The 17,519-nt window shown below is 39.4% G+C and carries 23 protein-coding genes and 2 pseudogenes; 17 read left to right on the top strand and 8 right to left on the bottom strand.

Annotated features, from left to right (window positions below):
* From Q1A70_RS15290 to Q1A70_RS15315, 6 genes and pseudogenes are all read right to left on the bottom strand, one after another.
* Positions 1 to 287, bottom strand: a pseudogene (locus tag Q1A70_RS15290) (conjugal transfer protein TrbE); the annotation flags it as partial.
* Positions 288 to 367: 80 nt separating this feature from the next.
* Positions 368 to 673: a conjugal transfer protein TrbD gene (gene trbD, locus Q1A70_RS15295; protein WP_299693420.1), complete on the bottom strand. Its 306-nt coding sequence runs from the start codon at positions 671 to 673 to the stop codon at positions 368 to 370.
* 9 nt (positions 674 to 682) lie between these two features.
* Positions 683 to 1,012: a TrbC/VirB2 family protein gene (locus Q1A70_RS15300; RefSeq protein WP_299693418.1), complete on the bottom strand. Its 330-nt coding sequence runs from the start codon at positions 1,010 to 1,012 to the stop codon at positions 683 to 685.
* Between the two features lie 81 nt (positions 1,013 to 1,093).
* Positions 1,094 to 1,237, bottom strand: a complete 144-nt coding sequence (locus Q1A70_RS15305) for a hypothetical protein (RefSeq protein ID WP_299693415.1) — start codon at positions 1,235 to 1,237, stop codon at positions 1,094 to 1,096.
* 12 nt (positions 1,238 to 1,249) lie between these two features.
* Positions 1,250 to 1,621 (bottom strand): hypothetical protein, encoded by a 372-nt coding sequence (locus tag Q1A70_RS15310; RefSeq protein ID WP_299693412.1) that lies wholly within the window; start codon positions 1,619 to 1,621, stop codon positions 1,250 to 1,252.
* 357 nt (positions 1,622 to 1,978) lie between these two features.
* Entirely contained in the window at positions 1,979 to 2,179 is a 201-nt protein-coding gene (locus tag Q1A70_RS15315) for a TraY domain-containing protein (protein WP_299693409.1), read from the bottom strand.
* Between the two features lie 173 nt (positions 2,180 to 2,352).
* Between Q1A70_RS15315 and Q1A70_RS15320 the strand changes: the two genes are divergently transcribed.
* From Q1A70_RS15320 to Q1A70_RS15335, 4 genes are all read left to right on the top strand, one after another.
* Positions 2,353 to 2,976: an XRE family transcriptional regulator gene (locus tag Q1A70_RS15320; protein ID WP_299693406.1), complete on the top strand. Its 624-nt coding sequence runs from the start codon at positions 2,353 to 2,355 to the stop codon at positions 2,974 to 2,976.
* 421 nt (positions 2,977 to 3,397) lie between these two features.
* The gene (locus Q1A70_RS15325) at positions 3,398 to 3,901 is read left to right on the top strand and encodes a hypothetical protein (protein ID WP_299693403.1); all 504 of its coding nucleotides are present in this window, start codon (positions 3,398 to 3,400) and stop codon (positions 3,899 to 3,901) included.
* A gap of 565 nt (positions 3,902 to 4,466) precedes the next feature.
* Positions 4,467 to 4,700, top strand: coding sequence for a DinI-like family protein (locus Q1A70_RS15330; protein ID WP_299693400.1), 234 nt, complete (start codon positions 4,467 to 4,469; stop codon positions 4,698 to 4,700).
* 184 nt (positions 4,701 to 4,884) lie between these two features.
* The gene (locus Q1A70_RS15335; protein WP_299693397.1) at positions 4,885 to 5,037 is read left to right on the top strand and encodes a Hok/Gef family protein; all 153 of its coding nucleotides are present in this window, start codon (positions 4,885 to 4,887) and stop codon (positions 5,035 to 5,037) included.
* Positions 5,038 to 5,386: 349 nt separating this feature from the next.
* Here Q1A70_RS15335 and Q1A70_RS15340 read toward each other — a convergent pair whose 3' ends face one another.
* Positions 5,387 to 7,594 carry an SEC-C metal-binding domain-containing protein gene (locus Q1A70_RS15340; RefSeq protein ID WP_299693394.1) on the bottom strand — a complete coding sequence of 736 codons (2,208 nt, stop codon included), beginning with the start codon at positions 7,592 to 7,594 and terminating at the stop codon, positions 5,387 to 5,389.
* A 494-nt stretch (positions 7,595 to 8,088) separates the two neighbouring features.
* Here Q1A70_RS15340 and Q1A70_RS15345 point away from each other — a divergent pair, with 494 nt between their 5' ends.
* The 7 genes and pseudogenes from Q1A70_RS15345 (at position 8,089) to Q1A70_RS15375 (ending at position 12,792) form a co-directional block, all read left to right on the top strand.
* Positions 8,089 to 8,676: a Fic family protein gene (locus Q1A70_RS15345; protein ID WP_299693391.1), complete on the top strand. Its 588-nt coding sequence runs from the start codon at positions 8,089 to 8,091 to the stop codon at positions 8,674 to 8,676.
* 211 nt (positions 8,677 to 8,887) lie between these two features.
* Positions 8,888 to 9,761: pseudogene (locus Q1A70_RS15350) on the top strand (ISNCY family transposase); the annotation flags it as partial.
* A 45-nt stretch (positions 9,762 to 9,806) separates the two neighbouring features.
* Entirely contained in the window at positions 9,807 to 10,433 is a 627-nt protein-coding gene (locus Q1A70_RS15355) for a DUF5677 domain-containing protein (RefSeq protein ID WP_299693386.1), read from the top strand.
* A 147-nt stretch (positions 10,434 to 10,580) separates the two neighbouring features.
* Positions 10,581 to 10,952: an SH3 domain-containing protein gene (locus tag Q1A70_RS15360; RefSeq protein ID WP_299693383.1), complete on the top strand. Its 372-nt coding sequence runs from the start codon at positions 10,581 to 10,583 to the stop codon at positions 10,950 to 10,952.
* 616 nt (positions 10,953 to 11,568) lie between these two features.
* Positions 11,569 to 12,108 (top strand): recombinase family protein, encoded by a 540-nt coding sequence (locus tag Q1A70_RS15365; RefSeq protein WP_286293922.1) that lies wholly within the window; start codon positions 11,569 to 11,571, stop codon positions 12,106 to 12,108.
* A 115-nt stretch (positions 12,109 to 12,223) separates the two neighbouring features.
* Positions 12,224 to 12,394 (top strand): acetyltransferase, encoded by a 171-nt coding sequence (locus Q1A70_RS15370; RefSeq protein WP_286293924.1) that lies wholly within the window; start codon positions 12,224 to 12,226, stop codon positions 12,392 to 12,394.
* Complete coding sequence (locus tag Q1A70_RS15375) at positions 12,394 to 12,792, top strand: type II toxin-antitoxin system death-on-curing family toxin (protein ID WP_286298880.1); 399 nt, start codon at positions 12,394 to 12,396, stop codon at positions 12,790 to 12,792. Before Q1A70_RS15370 ends, Q1A70_RS15375 begins: the two co-directional genes overlap by 1 nt.
* A gap of 182 nt (positions 12,793 to 12,974) precedes the next feature.
* Here Q1A70_RS15375 and Q1A70_RS15380 read toward each other — a convergent pair whose 3' ends face one another.
* Positions 12,975 to 14,108: a hypothetical protein gene (locus tag Q1A70_RS15380; RefSeq protein WP_299693373.1), complete on the bottom strand. Its 1,134-nt coding sequence runs from the start codon at positions 14,106 to 14,108 to the stop codon at positions 12,975 to 12,977.
* 303 nt (positions 14,109 to 14,411) lie between these two features.
* Here Q1A70_RS15380 and Q1A70_RS15385 point away from each other — a divergent pair, with 303 nt between their 5' ends.
* From Q1A70_RS15385 to Q1A70_RS15410, 6 genes are all read left to right on the top strand, one after another.
* Positions 14,412 to 14,690, top strand: coding sequence for a hypothetical protein (locus Q1A70_RS15385; RefSeq protein WP_299693370.1), 279 nt, complete (start codon positions 14,412 to 14,414; stop codon positions 14,688 to 14,690).
* A 214-nt stretch (positions 14,691 to 14,904) separates the two neighbouring features.
* Positions 14,905 to 15,687, top strand: a complete 783-nt coding sequence (locus tag Q1A70_RS15390; protein ID WP_017108533.1) for an AAA family ATPase — start codon at positions 14,905 to 14,907, stop codon at positions 15,685 to 15,687.
* On the top strand, positions 15,677 to 16,117 hold the full coding sequence (locus Q1A70_RS15395; RefSeq protein ID WP_019824615.1) for a hypothetical protein: 441 nt from the start codon (positions 15,677 to 15,679) through the stop codon (positions 16,115 to 16,117). Before Q1A70_RS15390 ends, Q1A70_RS15395 begins: the two co-directional genes overlap by 11 nt.
* A 276-nt stretch (positions 16,118 to 16,393) precedes the next feature.
* On the top strand, positions 16,394 to 16,609 hold the full coding sequence (locus Q1A70_RS15400; protein ID WP_299693359.1) for a hypothetical protein: 216 nt from the start codon (positions 16,394 to 16,396) through the stop codon (positions 16,607 to 16,609).
* A gap of 107 nt (positions 16,610 to 16,716) precedes the next feature.
* Positions 16,717 to 17,079: a hypothetical protein gene (locus Q1A70_RS15405; RefSeq protein ID WP_299693356.1), complete on the top strand. Its 363-nt coding sequence runs from the start codon at positions 16,717 to 16,719 to the stop codon at positions 17,077 to 17,079.
* 92 nt (positions 17,080 to 17,171) lie between these two features.
* Positions 17,172 to 17,519, top strand: a 348-nt coding sequence (locus tag Q1A70_RS15410; protein ID WP_299693353.1) for a hypothetical protein, incomplete at its 3' end; no start/stop codon positions are given.

Below are 17,519 nucleotides of genomic sequence, written 5' to 3' on the forward strand. Positions count from 1 at the left end.
GTAAATTCAGAGCGCTCAGGGCTTGGGTAAGAGGCTGCACTTTCTCGCAAGGTGTCAATATGCACCATATAACCACTACCTAATGACGACAGCGCTTGATTAAGACGCCCTGCAATCGCATTACGCTCAACATTGGTCGCGGTATCGACGTCATAGCCCGTAAATCGCCAGCCAGCCGTGAATGAGCCGTCTTTGCCGAGCATCACCCCCTCATCGACCATCGCAGCCCAGTTGAGTAAGTCAGGCAATCCTTTCGCCTCATCACGGTACGTTTTTAAAGATAACATGGGGTTCCTTTGGTTCACGGTGATACGCACGACAGACACTCAGCCGTCCTGCGATAATCCAAAATGAGAACGCCTTTGCACTAACGTGCTTTGGCGCGGTGAAGATATTTAACGCTGTGAGCGGGGTAGAAACGTTGAAAGGCGTGGTAACGTCGGTAGACTTGGGTCAGCACAGGATCACTTTTTGCCATGAGTCTAGCCACCATCAACATAGAAAAAAACAGCACCACGGCTAACACCGCCATGTAGAGATTTTGCAAAACAACGAGTATCAGCGCCATGAGCATCGATACCATCACAATCTCACGCTCGCCCCCCATCACAAGATGGGCACGGTTAAAGGCGTAAATGGGGATGACGTGCAACGCTTCATCATGATCGGACATACCCACTCCCTAGAGAATCAAAGCGCCAGACACCCCAAACAAGGTACCCAATAAATTCGTCGCCCCGACCACCACCGCGACCACCAAGGCCAATATCATGATTTTTTGGACAAAGCCGTCCAAATCCCCTCCAAAGAGCAGTGAGCCGCCAGCGACCACGATACCGAGGACGGAAGCGCCAAAGGCGACCGGTCCCGTTATCGAATCAACAATACGTGTTAAGGGATCTTCCCACGGCATCCCTGTACTGGATGCGTAGGAGGAAAACGAGCAAGCGCTCGCGAAAAGTCCCGCCGTTATCCGGCGGGTATGACGTTTGATGTTGTTTAATAAAAGCATGGTATTACTCCCAATAAAAAATAACGCTGCACTCTTATGTAAAAGCACAGCGTTATTGCGTCAGGGGCAAAGGTAAAAAGCTTATTGTAGGCAAGACGCATCCTTAAAAGGGTCTAAACCCGCTTCGCGCAGTTCACGCATGACTTCGATTTTTCGACGGGCGGCGGCTTGCCGCTTCACATGCTCCGACTCTTTTTTACTAGGGGGTTTGGGTAGACGATTCATACTTTCTCCTTATCACGCTAAAGACAACAAAGAATCGCTCGCATACTTTAAACCACGATTACGGCTCACGTGTTGCTTCCAATTTTGAGGGGTCATGGTGGTGTTATTGAGTTTACGGTAACGTTTTTTGCGCGCGTTATTTGAGGTAGGGAGAGTGAGACGATTGACAGACTGTGCTTGTTTTTGAACAGCGACGACATGAACACCCTTCCAATAGAAAGGAAAGGAGAGGCGTTCAGTAAAAGAGAGCAAGGCGGCAAACGCAATATGTTCACGCCCAACCGTCCCCAGTTTTTTTACGCCTATAAAATCACCTTGTTCAACAAAGCGACCTAACAAATTAACCGCATCATCTTCACTACAATATCCGTACACAATCTGCATGTTCACACTCCTTTTAGGACATTGTTTTGGTCTTTGAAAAGACCAAAACAATGGGCTCTCTTTCAAGAGCCGTGCTACAAACTGGCTTGAGCATTCTTGTAGTAGAATGCGCACATCCAAGGGATGTGGTGTCTGGTATTCCCAAGTAATTCTGCTTAACCACTCAACCAGCATGCTTAATTGAGTAGAAAAACAGCCTTGGACGTCGCCCCAGATAAGGCTCCTGAATTTGTTAGGCATATTACGCACGCCTGCGCCCCTCTGCGGCGCTTTTTGCAATAGTGAAGGCAGCCCACCTTCGAGTCTCATGATGAGACTTCACTCCTAATCTGAACTCACACAAGGAGCGAGATAAAACTAGATTTTGTCGAGCCCATTATCGGGAGACAAAATGTCATTCTGCTTGTCGGTTGGTAAGCGATAAAACGCACGCAACACAAACAGAGCTTCAATTCGTTTGCTTCGACCATAGGCCGATGCTGACCCTTCCAAGCGAATATTGGTCTCATGATCGAGTGCCACGGTTAGCTGGGTACTTTTGTTAATTTCTTGTTTCATAAAAACTCTATCTATAGCTGATCGTTTGATCAGTGCAATGGATAATAAACCAACAAAAAAACAATGTAAAGTTTAGCTTTAAATATAAAGCTAAAAACACAAATTTAAACTTAAACTTATCTGTGTAGATAGGAGAATTGAAAGTATCTAAATTAATTTTCAGGTAAGAATGAATGTCACTAGGACATAGAATAAGAAAAGCTAGAGAGAATAATTTAGCCATATCCAAAAAGGAACTAGCTGAGCTTTTAAGTGTTAGTCAATCAGCGGTCAATCAATGGGAAAGTGATGTAAACTTCCCTTCTCAGAAAAGATTGATAGAGCTATGTGGAATACTCGGGGTAAGTTATGATTGGCTAATTAATGGTATACAACATACGAATAACGATGACTTATTTGAAATTCCATTTTATGAAGAAATTCACTGTAGTGCCGGAGTTGGTTACCATAACGAGTATTCTGATACTCTAATGATAAGTAGTCATTTGATCCCTATTCCGCCAGAGGACATAACTAAAAATACTATCGCTCTTCGAGTCAATGGTGACTCAATGGAACCCGCTATAACTGATAATGGTGTGGTGTTTATAGATACATCGGATACAAAGATCATAGACGGTAAAATATATGTATATCAAAAAGACAATATCCTAAGGGTTAAACGTTTTGAACATTCCGTTAATGGTTTAATAATAAAAAGCTTAAATCCAGAATATACTGATGAAAAAGTGACATATAAAACACTTAGTCAATGCAAGATCATTGGTCGTGTTTTGTACAGCATTAACAAATTTTAAAGTAAAACTTTAATTGATACGTAAATGATAAAAGCTTATAATAAAATTATGTTCTTGGGGTAGAAAGTGCATTACATAGCACGCTACTACATAGGTTTCTATGTAGTGTATTTTTCAAGAATTAGAATGTGTTAGACTCTCAATCTAACTATATAACATTTGCAGAGAGCCGTCTTACCCAGAGAGTAGACGGCTTTTTTGTACCTGAAATTTAGTATTTGATCTTTAAAGAGATCTCCTATAAATTGGAGTCTTATTGTTTGACGTGAGAAACCAAACAACCCTAAAATCTCTCTGGAATCAAAAATGAAAAAATTAACCTATAGTTGCATCCAGCAACTCACTCAAAACAGACACAGTAAGCATTCACATTCAACCAGTGTTCAAACACATTTATGGTCGAGTGTAGAAGGTGTGTGTCATGACAGCATCTAATCAATCCCTCAAATTTCTCGAACACCACAATCAACTAACTAATGCAGTTGCTTGCGATGAAAGCATTCCAGCAGATGAGAAATCCTTACTGATTGCTATATCCACTTTTTACAACCTTTCTAATCAATGCGCGTTCCCAAGCCGAAAGCAAATTGCAGCAAGAATGGGGCGTTGCGTCAATTACGTCACTGAATTAATCAGCAAAGCAAAAGAGTCCGGCCGACTCATATCAACCGCTCAATTCGTTCTGATTGAAGGAGAGTCTGCACCACGACAAATTGCTAACAAGTACGAATTTGTCCTTGAGAAGTTTGGGCTGTTCTACAGCAAAGCAAAAGCAATGCTCAATCGCAACTTGAGAAAGAAGAACAAAGAAAACAAAACCACTCAACAAGCAGCTTCTTCTAGAGTTGAGCAGATCAATCAACTTCTCGATGAAGCCCAGACATCTGACATACCAGAATGGGAAGATTACACTCCGCCTGAATAACCCCTTTAAATTTCACTTATGCCGTTAGTTCGGTAGGACTCATCACATCTAAAACAAACTCATAGTGATCCCCATCACAAAAAAATCTTCATAAAGACTCTCATTACGTAAAAATTCACCTGAAACTCCTATCACAATCTCCAAAAGCTCATAGTTTTCCTACCCCCTAAAGATATTAGTATATGAATCCCTACAGATTTATAGAGAGGAATCCCTACAGATAAGCAGGCAAGCAAAACAAGAGAATCAATAGACATAAGAATTAATGAACAAAAGAGCCGTCATCTTGATTTGAGTGTGGGTAACTTTCGTGAGGAACGAGCGAATAGTTATCCATCGCCCAAATCCGACAAGCGTAGCGCGTCAGTTCTGTACGTATGGTTAACTTGATCGATCTATGTAAAAGTGAATTTTTAGTGACCGTGCCAAGGTTCAATTTAAGTAGATATTCCGCTTGCTCACCCTCCGACTGGCTACGCCAGCTACGGGATTGCGCCGAGCGGTTCAGTTGAAAAACTTAAAAATAACTGTATATTTAAACAGCATTATTTACTGAGGAATGAACATGCGGGTAGAAATGAAAGTTCTAAAGGCCAGTCTTCCCAAAAATGGATTAACGTTAATCCATGATGAATTGATCAAAAGATTGTCTGTCATGTATCCAGATGTAAAGGTTCGAATACGTACTGGCACCAATAACCAACTGGAAATCTTTGCGAAAAAAGAAGAAAAGAAAATCGCTAATCGTATTATCGAAGAGGCGTTTAATGAAGCGGATGAGTGGTTACTACAGGATTAACAAAGCGTTACTGAGTCGTGGTATACTGTTTGCGGGTGCTCTTGGCTATTTGTCATGAGCAATCATTTTAACATTTTTGTTTGTGGCAGATAGACAAAAGCCCCGAAAGTTAATTAAAACTAACGAGGCCATGTTCATGCTTAGCAACTTGATTATAGCCTCTTCAACGAAGGAGGCAAGCAAAATGCCAAGAAGTAAAACCGCCCTAATGGGATTAACTGTCGTCTGTATGACGTTATTGTGTTCGCTTTGGATTGTACGAGATTCACTCTGTGAGTTTCGTTATGAAGATAAGAACGTAAACTTTCTAGCTACGCTTGCCTACGAAGTGAAGTAATGGCTGGACAGGAAGGGGCGTAAGCCTCTTCCTGATTCAGTATTGTGATTCATCCAAGCTGCACCCAAATTTTTCTCTCCGATAGATGCTCGGATCTTAGCTTACTCTATAAGTCAATTATCTATTAATCATTGCTGCAATGATTAAGCTGTAATCTTCGTTGATTCGGTGTGGGTTTACCTGAACTAAAATAACTACTGGTTTTTACTAGGGTTCCTAATTTCTAACCCGCTTTTGCCCCAAAACGAGTTTTAAATACTATTTTAATCAATAAGCAGTTCTAATACGAAAAAGCCTCGCGATGAATGCGAGGCTCACAAGCGACTGGATTTTTCCCACTAAATCAGAATTATGGTATACAGCATCGTTTATATTTCTTACCACTGCCGCATGGGCAAGGTTCATTTCTTCCAACTTTTTTACCTTCTATCTGCGGCTGCTTACCAAAGGAAATTTTTCTTACGTCTTCTATGTGATGCTCTGGTGAAATAGGCTTTAGATCCGCAACTAAACTATCCATTTCATCTGATTGGTTCCACTTGCTTTCGTGGTATGAAGCAAATCGGAACTTATCTTTAGTTGGACTAAAACAACATCCAACCCAAGATTCTGCTTTGCATGTGTATTTTCGTTTCTCACAATGTGTAACCAGTCTCTTATAGGCAGTATAATTGTCATCTTCATTACAATGGACAGTTAAGCCAGTTTTTTCCTCCAACAAGGGAAGAGATATATCATGGTGCTGATGATCTTTTTTAAATTGAGTAATCATCTTTGAAATTGCTTTATTGAGTAGATCGATACTATTACCACTCATAGATAGGAGGTGTAGCCCTAGCTTCTGAAGACAATAGTCTGCCGAAAACTCAATATCATCGATAATCCTTCCAACATGAGACTTTCTAGGAAATGTGAGAAAACCTTGAGGAGTTTTGGGGCCATCATGACCATCTCTTCTGGCTAACATGGCTAATTCAAGATCTGTGGAAATATCATCGTCAAGCATAACTAGCGTTGGATCTTCCTCAAAGTATAAGTTTTGCTTGATGTAAGTTGAAAGAATTACTAGTTCATGATTAGAAAGAATTGAATCACCATAGTCACTCCGTTTATTAAGATAGTCGATAACCCAAAGAGGAGATGGCAACATTTCTGTAATCATATCCATTAAAAACACATCCATTACATAAGGGTGTTTTATTACATTGGTTGTTTTATATTTCAAAAAGTGCCGAGCTTGGGCAGCAAGAGCTGGGAAGTGATCTGATACGATACAAATAGGAAATATCGTCTTGAAATCTGATTGAATATTAACTTCTTTGCCAAATTCGTCTTTGAAAATATAACCTTCTTTTTGCAACAGTTGGCTACACAAGTCAGCTTGGTCATAAGCATCTTGAATCGCTTTCTTAAAATCACCTTCAAGCTGCTGACTTTTACCTTTACGAGCTTCAATAGTGAGCTTCTTGGACTTGGCTTGCACTACTATTGCGAAACGACCAAATGTGACTAAAACGTCAATTTCGCCAGCTTTGCCTTTACCATCGAAGATATCGATATTGGTTAATACATTCTCTTTACCAAATACTAATGCTAGGCGTTCAGCGGTAAAATCCTCAGTAAAAGCACCTCTGTGTTTGCTTGCAATAGAGTTGTAAGCTTTGTCTTCGTTAAACCAAAAGAATGGGCTTTCATAAAGAGCCTCCCATAAACTGTAGGCTTGAAAACTGACGAAGGTGTCTTCACCAATTTTTATTATCGGGAACGCATTCTTATGATTAAAATCATCCACAGATTTAAAGCATTTCATTCCTTCTTCGGGCTTGGCTGATAAAGCTGCGATCACAGCCTCGACAACCTCTTCGCCTAAACCACTTCGTATTACAACTTCAGAGATAGTAAAAATGAACATAGGTAGGTGGTATGGCAATGGCCAGCTTTTTGCTGAAGAGGCTAACTGATTGGCTTTTTCTAGTTGAATTTGCTCTATAGCCGAAATAACATCAACTGCTTGAGGGATTTTGAACCCTTTGTTTGCCTCAACCCAATCCTCATCAAGAGAATATCTACGCTTGGCTAAATCTCTATATTGATGTTTAAAAACCCCATCCCCTCCGTAAAAAATAGCTTCTCGCATAAAGTGATTTTTATCTCTGTTTGGGGCTAGTTCTCGCATGAACTCACCAAAATTAGGGATATCATCACCATCCTTGGAACCAAATTTTTCAGACAAGGCAGCAAAATCTAGTGGTGGATAAAAGCTATGATGTAATTCATCGAGAAGATGCCAGACATGTTCCGCTCTTTCTTTTAATTTATCTAAGCTCAGTTGCTTATCGCTGAATCCGCTTTTACAAGCTAAACCAATGAGTGTTGAAAGCTCAGTTCTGGATAAGCGAGTTCTATCAAATGCCTGTGAGAAGGCTTCAGCGTCCAACTTTTCACCAGAAAAATGAATAAAAGTGTCTTTCCAACAGAAAAAAGCAATAACTTCCCAGAAACCTTCTTGGGCAGCAATTACCTCTAGTTCATCAAAAATTTCTTGCTCAGTTCTCATAGTGTTCCGTGATGTGTGTGGGTACTTATACTCAATTTAACACATACTGAAGCATGGCAATTAGAAGATGACCCTTTTTTTCATTAGTTATTTTTATCAATAGCCACGGTATTACGGCAATGATACAAACTCGTTTTTGTCCAAATATCATTCAGCCTCGCTCCTACTCCGTACGTCTTTGGTGTTAAATTATTGCAACAATGATTTAGCACTTTACTTTATGACTGTCCATTAAGGTGTTCAATTTGGCTTCAAACATTCAATTCAAGACAGTTTGGCCAATTGAGTTTGATAGTTAGTAGGTTGGCAGTTAAAATGATAATGTTAGGCACCTTAGTAGAGTAAGCTTATGAAGCACGTCAAGGCTGAAGCGAACAGCTCCAAGACTAATCGTCAATTTGTTCCTAAAGCGAAAAACTTTAAAGTGAGCACGTCTTATGAAGGGCTTACTGCAAAAAGTAAATCTCAATCACTGGAAGCGTTAAAACGGCAATATGCGAGATAAGTACGGAGCCTCTCAGGATCATTATTGCTATCCTCACTCTAATACACTTATAAATCTACTTAATATTCGTGATAGTGAAAAACTGGATGAAGCTGAAGTCGCATTCTCTGAACACCGATATATTGAATATTCGAGTCTTGTCTCAGATTTAAAAGACTTCGATATAGGTCATTTTAGACATCTTCATTGGGTGCTTTTTCAGGATCTGTATGGATGGGCTGGAGAAGAACGTGATGTTGATATCAGTAAAGGCAAAACGCGCTTTTGCCATTGCTCTTTTATTGAAAGAGAGCTTATACGGCAGCTAGAACGTATCCCCCAACTTCGCGAATGCTCAGATCGTGTTGAATTTATTCGACTAGTCGCAGATATTTTTTGTGAAATTAATATCATTCACCCTTTTCGAGAAGGAAATGGTAGGGCCACACGGTTTTTCTTTGAAGAGCTTGTTTTTGTGGCTGGATATGAACTTAATTGGCCTGAGATTCCAAAAGAACAATGGATTGAAGCCAACGTACAAGGATATCTTGGTGACGTATCATTTCTAGAGTTTATTTTTGATACGGCAATCAGTTAAAGCCCCTTCTATCTACCCAAAGTCCGCCCAGGCAACTGTTAAAGCTAGCCCTTTTCAAATCAAAAATGCCCCCAAATTAATTAGATTAAATACTCTACACCTCATACCAAAACATCCAAATATGTGGCCAAATTTGCTTGGTACTCTAGCATTAAAATCTTGTGAATCTATACAGTTTATTGGTATGCGCCCCGTGGGTTCATGGGGCGCATACGAAGGACGCAGCCCTAAGTGCTGTCTCTTGGTCTACATCGATGATGCGACCGGACGTTTGATGAACCTACGCTTCAGTGATACCGAATCAGCCTTTGATTACATGGTGGCCACACGGGAATACTTAGATCAGCATGGTAAGCCAGTCGCTTTTTACAGCGATAAACACTCGATATTTCGAGTCAATCAAGAGCATCTTAAGAAAGTGGGATTGAACTGATTTGTGCGAACAGCTCTCAAGCCAAGGGACGTGTTGAGCGAGCAAATAAGACGTTACAAGACTGATTAACCAAAGAGATGCGTCTACAAGGCATTAATACTATAGAAGAAGCCAACGCATGGCTGCCCTACTTTATCGAGGATTTTAACCGCCGCTTTGCGAAGCCCGCTAATTACCCTAAAGATCTTCATCGTCCTATTCGAGAAAGCCAAGATGAGCTTGATGATATTTTTGCTTGGCAGACCACGCGTAAACTCTCGAAGTCATTGACATTCCAATATGATAAAGTGCTTTATCTGATTGAAGAGACAGAAAAAAACAGCCGTTTTGTCAACGAAGTAGTTAAAATACTCGACTATCCTGATGGTCGAATTGCCGTCCAATATAGGGAGAGAAAGCTAACTTTCAGAACCTTCGATAAGCTAGCCAAAGTGGAGCAAACTCAAGTCGTCGACAACAAACGACTGGGTAAAGTCCTCCAATTTGCCAAGAGAAGCAGGAAGAGTTTGATAAAGCCCAACTTAGGGAAAGAAGTAAAAGCTCGCCTAAACGAACGGCTCAAAAGCGTGCTATGGAGCAATTGAGAACTCTGAATCCCGTTTTAGTTGAACCGGATAGCTTCAAAGCTAGCAATAATCGCAATAATAAGTAAGCAGTGCCATAGGCTTGTTAACCTGAAGAAGAAAAGGATTGTTTGATGCCAATAAATACACCAGATGATGAGCCATACCTAGGCTTAGAATCCCTTATGATATACGACAAAATGTTGGTTATATGCTTTGAAAAATTGAAAAACCTACCAAGGCTATCAACAAATAACTCTAAGGAATTAGAGTCTCTAACAGACCATCAAAGAATGGCGGTTCAAGTTATAAATCAATCTGTTAATTTGGGGGCTTCGATAAGAGAACTAATCAGGCAGGGATATTTATTCGGGGCTCTTGTGCTCGAACGCAGCTTTGTTGAGCGAATAATGATCTTACTTTACTTAAATAAGTACCCTGACCAAATCAAGGTATGGAATGCCGGATGGAGCAAACAACGCAGTCTTGATAAAGCGTTGAGAGCACCAGATTTAGCAAAAATGCTAGAGGAAGTTGGTAAAGATTTTGATGGTGAAATACCTAAAACGCACGCCTACAATGACCTGATTCATGGCAAACCTTCTTCGTTAGCCCACGGACTAATTGTTGGTGACAATGAATTTATTGTATCACCATCAAAAACGAACAATAACATTCAAGATTGCGATAAGTTATGCCATACAGTAGCGCCTTTCCTAGTTGTTTTGCTCTCGATGATGGCCGCCTATTTCCCTGAATGATTAAAGGTTCACCCTAAGAATGCGATTCTCCCGGAAGGTAAATAACTCAGTTAACAAGGGGACATTTCTATTTGGGACAAATGAGGACATTTTAAAATGGGATTGACAAGGTTTTGGGAACAAGTGATTAATAAGCAAAGGGCAAATATGCAATACAAAGTTATAAAGGAATACACAGATACTCCCGAGCAACCGATCGTTGTTACACAAGGTGAGCAACTTACTGTCATTGAAGAGTCTGACTCTCAAGGTGATTGGCCTAATTGGGTTCTTTGTCGCGGTGAAGGTAAGGAAGGGTGGGCACCTAAACAGCAACTCACGATAGTTGCTAACAGTGCAACAGTTCAAAGTGATTACTGCGCTGTGGAGCATCGTTTATCAGTCGGTGAGATACTGGTTGCTGAGTTTGAACTTAATGGTTGGATTTGGTGTGATAAATCAAGTAACAAGGGTGTTATGGGGTGGGCGCCTTTAAACCATCTTGCACTAGTTGGGGGGGGGCACTCATTTCAGCGATAAGTCCAATGTGACGGCTTCTTCGTTGTAGAGTCACGCAATTGAACATAATAGGAATAATGAATACCGGTCTTTAGCTTATGAAAAAAACTATTGTTTATCTAATGGCCATAAGATAAAGTCTCACATGTACTACGTGTATCATAGGATTTCCTGCTTGAACATTGATTTTTTAAAAAACTCATCTTCAGAAAAGGTCATAGCTTTATTGGAAAGCTTGCCTTTAGAGCAGGTTATCGTTTTAAAATCCTATGTAGACCTTGTTGTTAATAATAGGAAGGATTTGCCGAGCTTCCTCTCCGATGATGAACTGTCATTTATTTCTAATTTGTACCAAAACAAATGAATAACATTTTCATCATCTCGATATATGAATTACAGATGATCCTGCTCATTTAACGTAACGGCACTTAGTACGACACAAACCAACCTTTTTACGAGAGTCTCTTAATCATTGTTGCAATGGTTAAGAGACTCTTTTAATAAGTGCCCATAAAGGTGTAACTTTGTGAACATTATCTTTCACCCATCTCAATACTGTCCAATTAGTCTTTAAAATAACATATGAACATGTACACTAATGTTTAATTATCTTAATATTCACTTTTAGGCTCTTTTCATGAAAATTGGCTATGCCCGTGTCAGTACTCAAGACCAAACGCTTGATGTTCAACTTGAACAGCTTAAACGTATTGGTTGTGACAAAATTTACCAAGAGCAAGCGAGCGGTAAATCCTCTGATAGAAAACAGCTGAACCTGTTGCTGGATTTTGCAAGGGAGGGAGATATTATTCATGTTACCAAAGTCGACCGCATTGCTCGAAATACCATAGATGCTTTGCAAATTGCTGATCAACTAGCGCAAAAGAAAGCTGGTTTGGTCTTTCATGATTTGGGCGATTTAGACATCAATAGCGATGTAGGTCGAGTTATTTACACTACCATATCGGCGTTTGCTGAAATGGAAAGAAAACGAATATTACAGCGCTGTAATGAAGGTAGGGAGCGTGCACGCTCTGAGGGTAGGCACCTTGGACGGTTTCCTGACAAAATGCTTCACCAACGCATTCAAGAGCTGACTGAGCAAGGGATGAACAAGCACGCTATCAGCAAGGAGTTAGGGTGCAGTCGTACAACAGTTTATAAAGTTATAGGATGAAGTGATTATATCTCTATGGGTTAATCACTATAGGGGAAGTGGCTGCATCTCATTATTTTTTAATGGTAGTTTTGATAGTATAATCAAATTAAATCTGATTTTCTTGGGTGAAAAAATGAATAAGAGAATTGAATCTTATGGCGTAGATGTTGTTAAACGACCTAAGATTAAAGCTACAAGAAAGCTTGATCTTTCTGGTACTTATGGACAGCAGATTGTTAAGTCAGAGTCTAAGTTAGCCCTGAGAACTCATCGTAAGACGTTTGAGAAGTTGGCTGACATGTGATGGATATTATTTGCTTTCCATTTGAGCGAGTCATCGAAATAAATACATTTATATTGGAGAGTGAACCTGGTATGAGTGGGGCTGTTGATATTCCCAAGTTGCAAGGTGCATTAGGTCGAATTGATAATGCAATTGTTTACGATGGCTTAGATGATATCTTTGAAATTGCAGCTAAATATACTACAAGTATTGCGATGTCACATGCCCTTCCAGATGCGAATAAAAGAACCGGCTTAATGGTTGCTTTGGAGTATTTGTCTTTGAACGACTTTGAGTTGACCAGTGATAATGATTTATTAGCTGATGCTGTTCGAGATTTGGTGCTTACTGAGATTTCGGAAACTGATTTCGCTGATATTTTATACGCTCAGTATGCACAGGAAAACAATCTTGCTTAAGCTACCTTTGAGCCTAAAATTTAAAATGATCGATTTTCTCTATCGATCTCCAGTAAAAAAGATCATTTATTTACAGCCTTACTCATTGCAGCAATGAATAAGGCTGTAAATAAATTTGTGTAGTGGTGGTAAACTTTCACTTAATCAGTGGTAAGTTTTGCCGAAAGTTTACCAGTCCATTATTACTTTTGTTGGTATTGAAGCAATTGCCCTTCCAATCTCGCACACTGCTGTTGTGACTCTCCCAACTTATCTTGCAACTGTTGTAGGGACTTCTCGCCATTAGTTAGCTGTTCAGTTAGAGATTCTACTTTTGTTTCAGATTTTGCGTGTTGATTTTGTAAGTGCGTATGGTCTTTAGTGAGGTTTTTTAGCTCCTTAGTTTGTTGACTCATTTGATCATTAAGTGATGCGACGTGCTTCTCACTAGATTGTAATGACTCTTTGGTCATGACTTGTTCTGTAGCTCCGCGCTCAACTTCAGCGGTTAAGGATTCAACTTGACCTTGTAGTTGCTTCTGGGCTTTCTCACCATTGGCCAACTGCTCATTTAGAGATTCGATTTTAGTTTCATATTTTGCGTGTTGCTTCTGTAACTGTGTATGATTTTGAGTTAGCTCTTTTAACTCTTTAGCTTGTTCGTTTAATTGCTTAGTCAAAGACTCAGCTTGTCCTTGAGCTTTCGCCTTATCTGAATCAGCTTGGCTCAACCTAGCCTGAATCTCATTGAATTGCTTTTGTTGCTCGGCTAAGCGTTCGTCACGTTCAGAAATAGTATCTAAAGCCGATTTAGTTTCACTGCGAGCAACGTTCAGTTTTGCACTTAACTGGCTACTTTCTTGCTCTGCAACTTTCAGGCTATCTTGCAGTTCTGCAATTTTTTCTAAAGCATCTTCTAATTGCTCAAAAGCTTTATCTTGCTCTTGGATAGATTCCGCTTCACGCTTGGCAGCATTGGCGGCTCTTTCATTGGCTTCAGCAATCGCGTTATTTAGCCTCTGCTCAACAACATAGTGCGCATGATCATTGATTTGATGAACAACATGTTCAACATCAGCCAGCATCATTGACAACCTTTCTGCAACTTCTGGCGGTAGCTCTTGATGAATAAGGCTTTGTTCCGAATTATCAGGCACTGTAGGCGCAAGTATTTGCCCTGTACCTTCAAGCTCTCTATATACATCCATTAGTGCAGATGGACGGCCAGTACCTATCTTGTTACGTAAAGACGTACCGTTGATATTCTTACCCTCAACCAACAATGCGTTCGCTGCTTCAATGACTTGCTGCTCTGTAAAAACCTTTTCTCTTGCCATTCTTTCCACCTGTCACATTTAATGTTTGTACGTTTGTTTGTTATTGTACAAACAAACGTACAAACATACAAACAATGGAGTGAAAATAATCTGTATTGTTACGCGGTAATAATATTCAGATTGGATATCTGATTGGCTTAGGGTTTGGTTAATTGTTGAAGATAGTAAGGAGGGGGTTGACGCTTAAACGACGCTGATACCTAGCTTGGAAAAGAGGTTAGCTGTTCCCATACTTGTACGATATTCATTGCAGCAATGGATAGTGGTGGCATTCTTTAATCATTGCAACAATGGATAAGACTTATGACTAGATTTAGTGCTGTTCAAAAAGAGATTTTAATTATTTTGACGAAAGCTTTTATTGGTGGGGTTAAAGAAGCGAAATCTACTGATGTAAATGCTCTGGTAAATATGAACCTCAAAAAAGACATTCATCCAAATAACTTCCGTACATCTTGCAAGACTCTGGAGGAGCGAGAGTTGATACAAAGGCGTAAAGAGGAATTTGATTGGTTTATCAATATTACTCCAGACGGCTTTGAAAAAGCCTTGGAGTGGATTAATGAAAGCCAGAAGTACTGAGCGAGCATTATAAATAGTATTATTACCGTATACACCCAATGGTATACATTATAAATGTATACCATTGGGTGTATATTTCAATGATACTTCTTGCTTGGTTTGAGATGGTTGTATATCATGCATCTATAAAGTTTGTATTTTTGCAAGATATCTCAATTGTTATACATTTTAAATGTATAACAATTGAGATATTGATTAAGTATACGAGGTTTCTATGAGAGTGATTACAATCGCAGGTCGTAAAGGTGGTATAAAAAAAACCACTACTACAGTCAATACTGCTTATGAGCTATCGCAAAAAGGAAAGCGAGTTCTGGTTATTGATTTTGATGGCCAAGGGGACGCGACGAGTTTTTATCGTAGAGATAAAACGGAGTTCTACATAGCTGATGTTTTGTTAGATCGTAAGTTTGATATAAATAAAGCTATTTATCCCGCACTCATTAAAGGAGTAGAGCAAGATAAATTGTTCATTATTCCCGCTCGTGGGGGGGATGTTATGTCTAAGTTGAACATGGATATGGTTAGTTTACCGAAACGTGAAGAGCGTTTGCTAAGGCATTTAGATTTAGTGAAAGACAAATTTGATTTTGTGTTAATTGATACGAGTCCAGAAACTAGTATTTTATCTATGAATGCGGTTATAGCTGCTGATGAGTTTATTTTTCCAACAACGTTTACAGATCGCAGCTTTGAAGGGATCGATGTTCTAATTGAACATATACAAGATGCTAAATTTATCGATGAAGATGAGATCGATTATCTAATTTTACCGGTTGGTATCGATAAACGAGTTAAGTCCACATATGCATATGGGCGTGAATATTTGGCTGAACGTTTTCCACATAATATAGCTCAAACTACTGTTTGGCATCGTCAATCTGATTTTGAGAATGCAGAACTAGACCACGTTCCTGTCTCGGTCTACAAGTCGAGTAGTGCTACTGCTATGTATTACAAAAATTTTGCTAAAGAGGTTATCGATAATGAGTGCTGAATTTGAATCACTATCTTCACAAGAACAATTGAAATATTTAATTAATCTTGAAGAAAAAGGGGATAGATTAAAACCTAAACAAAGAGCTTTGAAGAGCCGTTTAGAAAAAGAGCTTCAACCTAGCACATCGATGCCGGAAAAAAGTGAAGTTAAAACAAACCTATTTGGTAAGGTTTCGACTTCTGCTGTTAATCCTAAAGCGGTTAGATTTTTACAAAAAGAACGAGATCTCTTAACCGAACGAACTAATTCATTAAATACCAAAAATCCACATGCGGTGGTAGAGCGTTTAGGGAGCTTAAAAGCGGTTAACGATACAAGTCTTATTCGAGCTGCGGTTCTGGCGTTGGTCGATATGGACGATAACACCTTGATTGAATACATAAAACAAACCCAATTAAACATGATTGGAAGTGGTAATAAATCATAAGTATTTATCTAGTATACATTTAATGATATACATTTATGTTCTGATTTTTATGAATAATAGTATGAAGATGAGCCCCTTTTATTGCTTGAATACTAAACATTTGTAATACTGTGTTTACTGCATATCGCATGTAGTGGGCTATTTTATAGCGACAACCAGTTTATCTGGTTCACTAACCAATTTTATCTCATAGGGAATCGTCCCTATGGGCGCTTCTCCTGAGTAAGGAGACTATAATGGATAAAGAGATGGAAACCGTACAGATTCCTGCTTCATATGAAGCAATTTGAGCATCACTACGCGACTCAGGAATCGGTTGATAATCTTAAAGAATCAGTTCGAGAGTTAAAGTCTGATACTAATAAGCGTTTTGACCAGGTCGATAAACGCTTTGATAAGTTAGAAGGTAAGTTAAATCGCTTACAGTGGTTTATCTTAGCTTCCGTTCTTACTCTTTTTTTTAAAGAACAGATTTTTTCTTTGTTCATCTAAACCAACCTCAATATTCATAGCGGTACTACTCCGTGTCTATGCCAGTTTGTCTGGCTTAGGCCAAACGAATTAGCAATTTTAATTATTAATTCAATGTGGGGAAGACTATGAACACTTCATCAATTACATGTGCTTTAGACTTTATATTTGAATCAAAACCATCAAAATTAACAACACATTATCACATGAAATTAGGGGCTTATCTCTCCTTTGCGTATGATGATGTTTACATTTGGTGTTGTGTTAATGAAGCTTGGATAGAAAGTTCGATTGATATTCAAGATGCATTAACTTTTAACTTTGAGGAAATGACATCCAATGGCTTATCTTGTATCGGGAAATCCCTTTGCATTTGTAGCGGTGATGCTTTGATTAATTTGAGTCGTAGTGGCGTTTTTACTGCTGAATGTAAAAGTTGTAACTTTTCTGTTGAGTTGGCTGAAAATGATGCTTTAGCTTGTATAAAGTAAACTAACCTATCTGAATAGCGGATCACCGCTGCTAACGCCATTTCGTATGGCATTAGCCAGCGAATTAGGCGCACCCTAATGTGAGGTCTTCTATGCACCAATCAATTAAAAATGCCGATATAGAGTACGTATTGAAAGACATGTACTTTGCGACCATATCGCAGACTTACATCAATTTCACTCGTGCCATCGACTTACTTTTCACTAGATACACAAGTAGTTCTATTTGCGTTACTTCTAGCCATGAAAAGCAAGTAAAAGCGTTCAACACACCAATCAAAACAAAAAATGCGACACTGGCTTTTACGTTACACGTATGCGGCTTATATGCTCGTCATGCGAAAAAACGGGGTGATAAGTCCACGATGCGTTTGTGTGAAAATTGCGCGAAATGTATCGAAGACCATTTACCTAGTTGTGACGAACAAAAAGCCATCTCA

Origin of the sequence: uncultured Vibrio sp. (genome assembly GCF_947488985.1) — a bacterium.
GTDB lineage: Bacteria > Pseudomonadota > Gammaproteobacteria > Enterobacterales > Vibrionaceae > Vibrio.

Bases quoted from the DNA above. Each gene is read 5' to 3' on its own strand.
- Q1A70_RS15330 (WP_299693400.1), top strand. From the start codon at position 4,467: ATGCGGGTAGAAATGAAAGTTCTAAAGGCCAGTCTTCCCAAAAATGGA.
- Q1A70_RS15395 (WP_019824615.1), top strand. From the start codon at position 15,677: ATGAGTGCTGAATTTGAATCACTATCTTCACAAGAACAATTGAAATAT.
- Q1A70_RS15305 (WP_299693415.1), bottom strand. From the start codon at position 1,237: ATGAATCGTCTACCCAAACCCCCTAGTAAAAAAGAGTCGGAGCATGTG.
- Q1A70_RS15355 (WP_299693386.1), top strand. From the start codon at position 9,807: ATGCCAATAAATACACCAGATGATGAGCCATACCTAGGCTTAGAATCC.
- Q1A70_RS15335 (WP_299693397.1), top strand. From the start codon at position 4,885: ATGCCAAGAAGTAAAACCGCCCTAATGGGATTAACTGTCGTCTGTATG.
- Q1A70_RS15310 (WP_299693412.1), bottom strand. From the start codon at position 1,621: ATGCAGATTGTGTACGGATATTGTAGTGAAGATGATGCGGTTAATTTG.
- Q1A70_RS15375 (WP_286298880.1), top strand. From the start codon at position 12,394: ATGGATATTATTTGCTTTCCATTTGAGCGAGTCATCGAAATAAATACA.
- Q1A70_RS15340 (WP_299693394.1), bottom strand. From the start codon at position 7,594: ATGAGAACTGAGCAAGAAATTTTTGATGAACTAGAGGTAATTGCTGCC.
- Q1A70_RS15315 (WP_299693409.1), bottom strand. From the start codon at position 2,179: ATGAAACAAGAAATTAACAAAAGTACCCAGCTAACCGTGGCACTCGAT.
- Q1A70_RS15365 (WP_286293922.1), top strand. From the start codon at position 11,569: ATGAAAATTGGCTATGCCCGTGTCAGTACTCAAGACCAAACGCTTGAT.
- Q1A70_RS15345 (WP_299693391.1), top strand. From the start codon at position 8,089: ATGCGAGATAAGTACGGAGCCTCTCAGGATCATTATTGCTATCCTCAC.
- Q1A70_RS15370 (WP_286293924.1), top strand. From the start codon at position 12,224: ATGAATAAGAGAATTGAATCTTATGGCGTAGATGTTGTTAAACGACCT.
- Q1A70_RS15405 (WP_299693356.1), top strand. From the start codon at position 16,717: ATGAACACTTCATCAATTACATGTGCTTTAGACTTTATATTTGAATCA.
- Q1A70_RS15390 (WP_017108533.1), top strand. From the start codon at position 14,905: ATGAGAGTGATTACAATCGCAGGTCGTAAAGGTGGTATAAAAAAAACC.
- Q1A70_RS15325 (WP_299693403.1), top strand. From the start codon at position 3,398: ATGACAGCATCTAATCAATCCCTCAAATTTCTCGAACACCACAATCAA.
- Q1A70_RS15400 (WP_299693359.1), top strand. From the start codon at position 16,394: ATGAAGCAATTTGAGCATCACTACGCGACTCAGGAATCGGTTGATAAT.
- Q1A70_RS15320 (WP_299693406.1), top strand. From the start codon at position 2,353: ATGTCACTAGGACATAGAATAAGAAAAGCTAGAGAGAATAATTTAGCC.
- Q1A70_RS15300 (WP_299693418.1), bottom strand. From the start codon at position 1,012: ATGCTTTTATTAAACAACATCAAACGTCATACCCGCCGGATAACGGCG.
- Q1A70_RS15385 (WP_299693370.1), top strand. From the start codon at position 14,412: ATGACTAGATTTAGTGCTGTTCAAAAAGAGATTTTAATTATTTTGACG.
- Q1A70_RS15380 (WP_299693373.1), bottom strand. From the start codon at position 14,108: ATGGCAAGAGAAAAGGTTTTTACAGAGCAGCAAGTCATTGAAGCAGCG.
- Q1A70_RS15360 (WP_299693383.1), top strand. From the start codon at position 10,581: ATGCAATACAAAGTTATAAAGGAATACACAGATACTCCCGAGCAACCG.
- trbD (WP_299693420.1), bottom strand. From the start codon at position 673: ATGTCCGATCATGATGAAGCGTTGCACGTCATCCCCATTTACGCCTTT.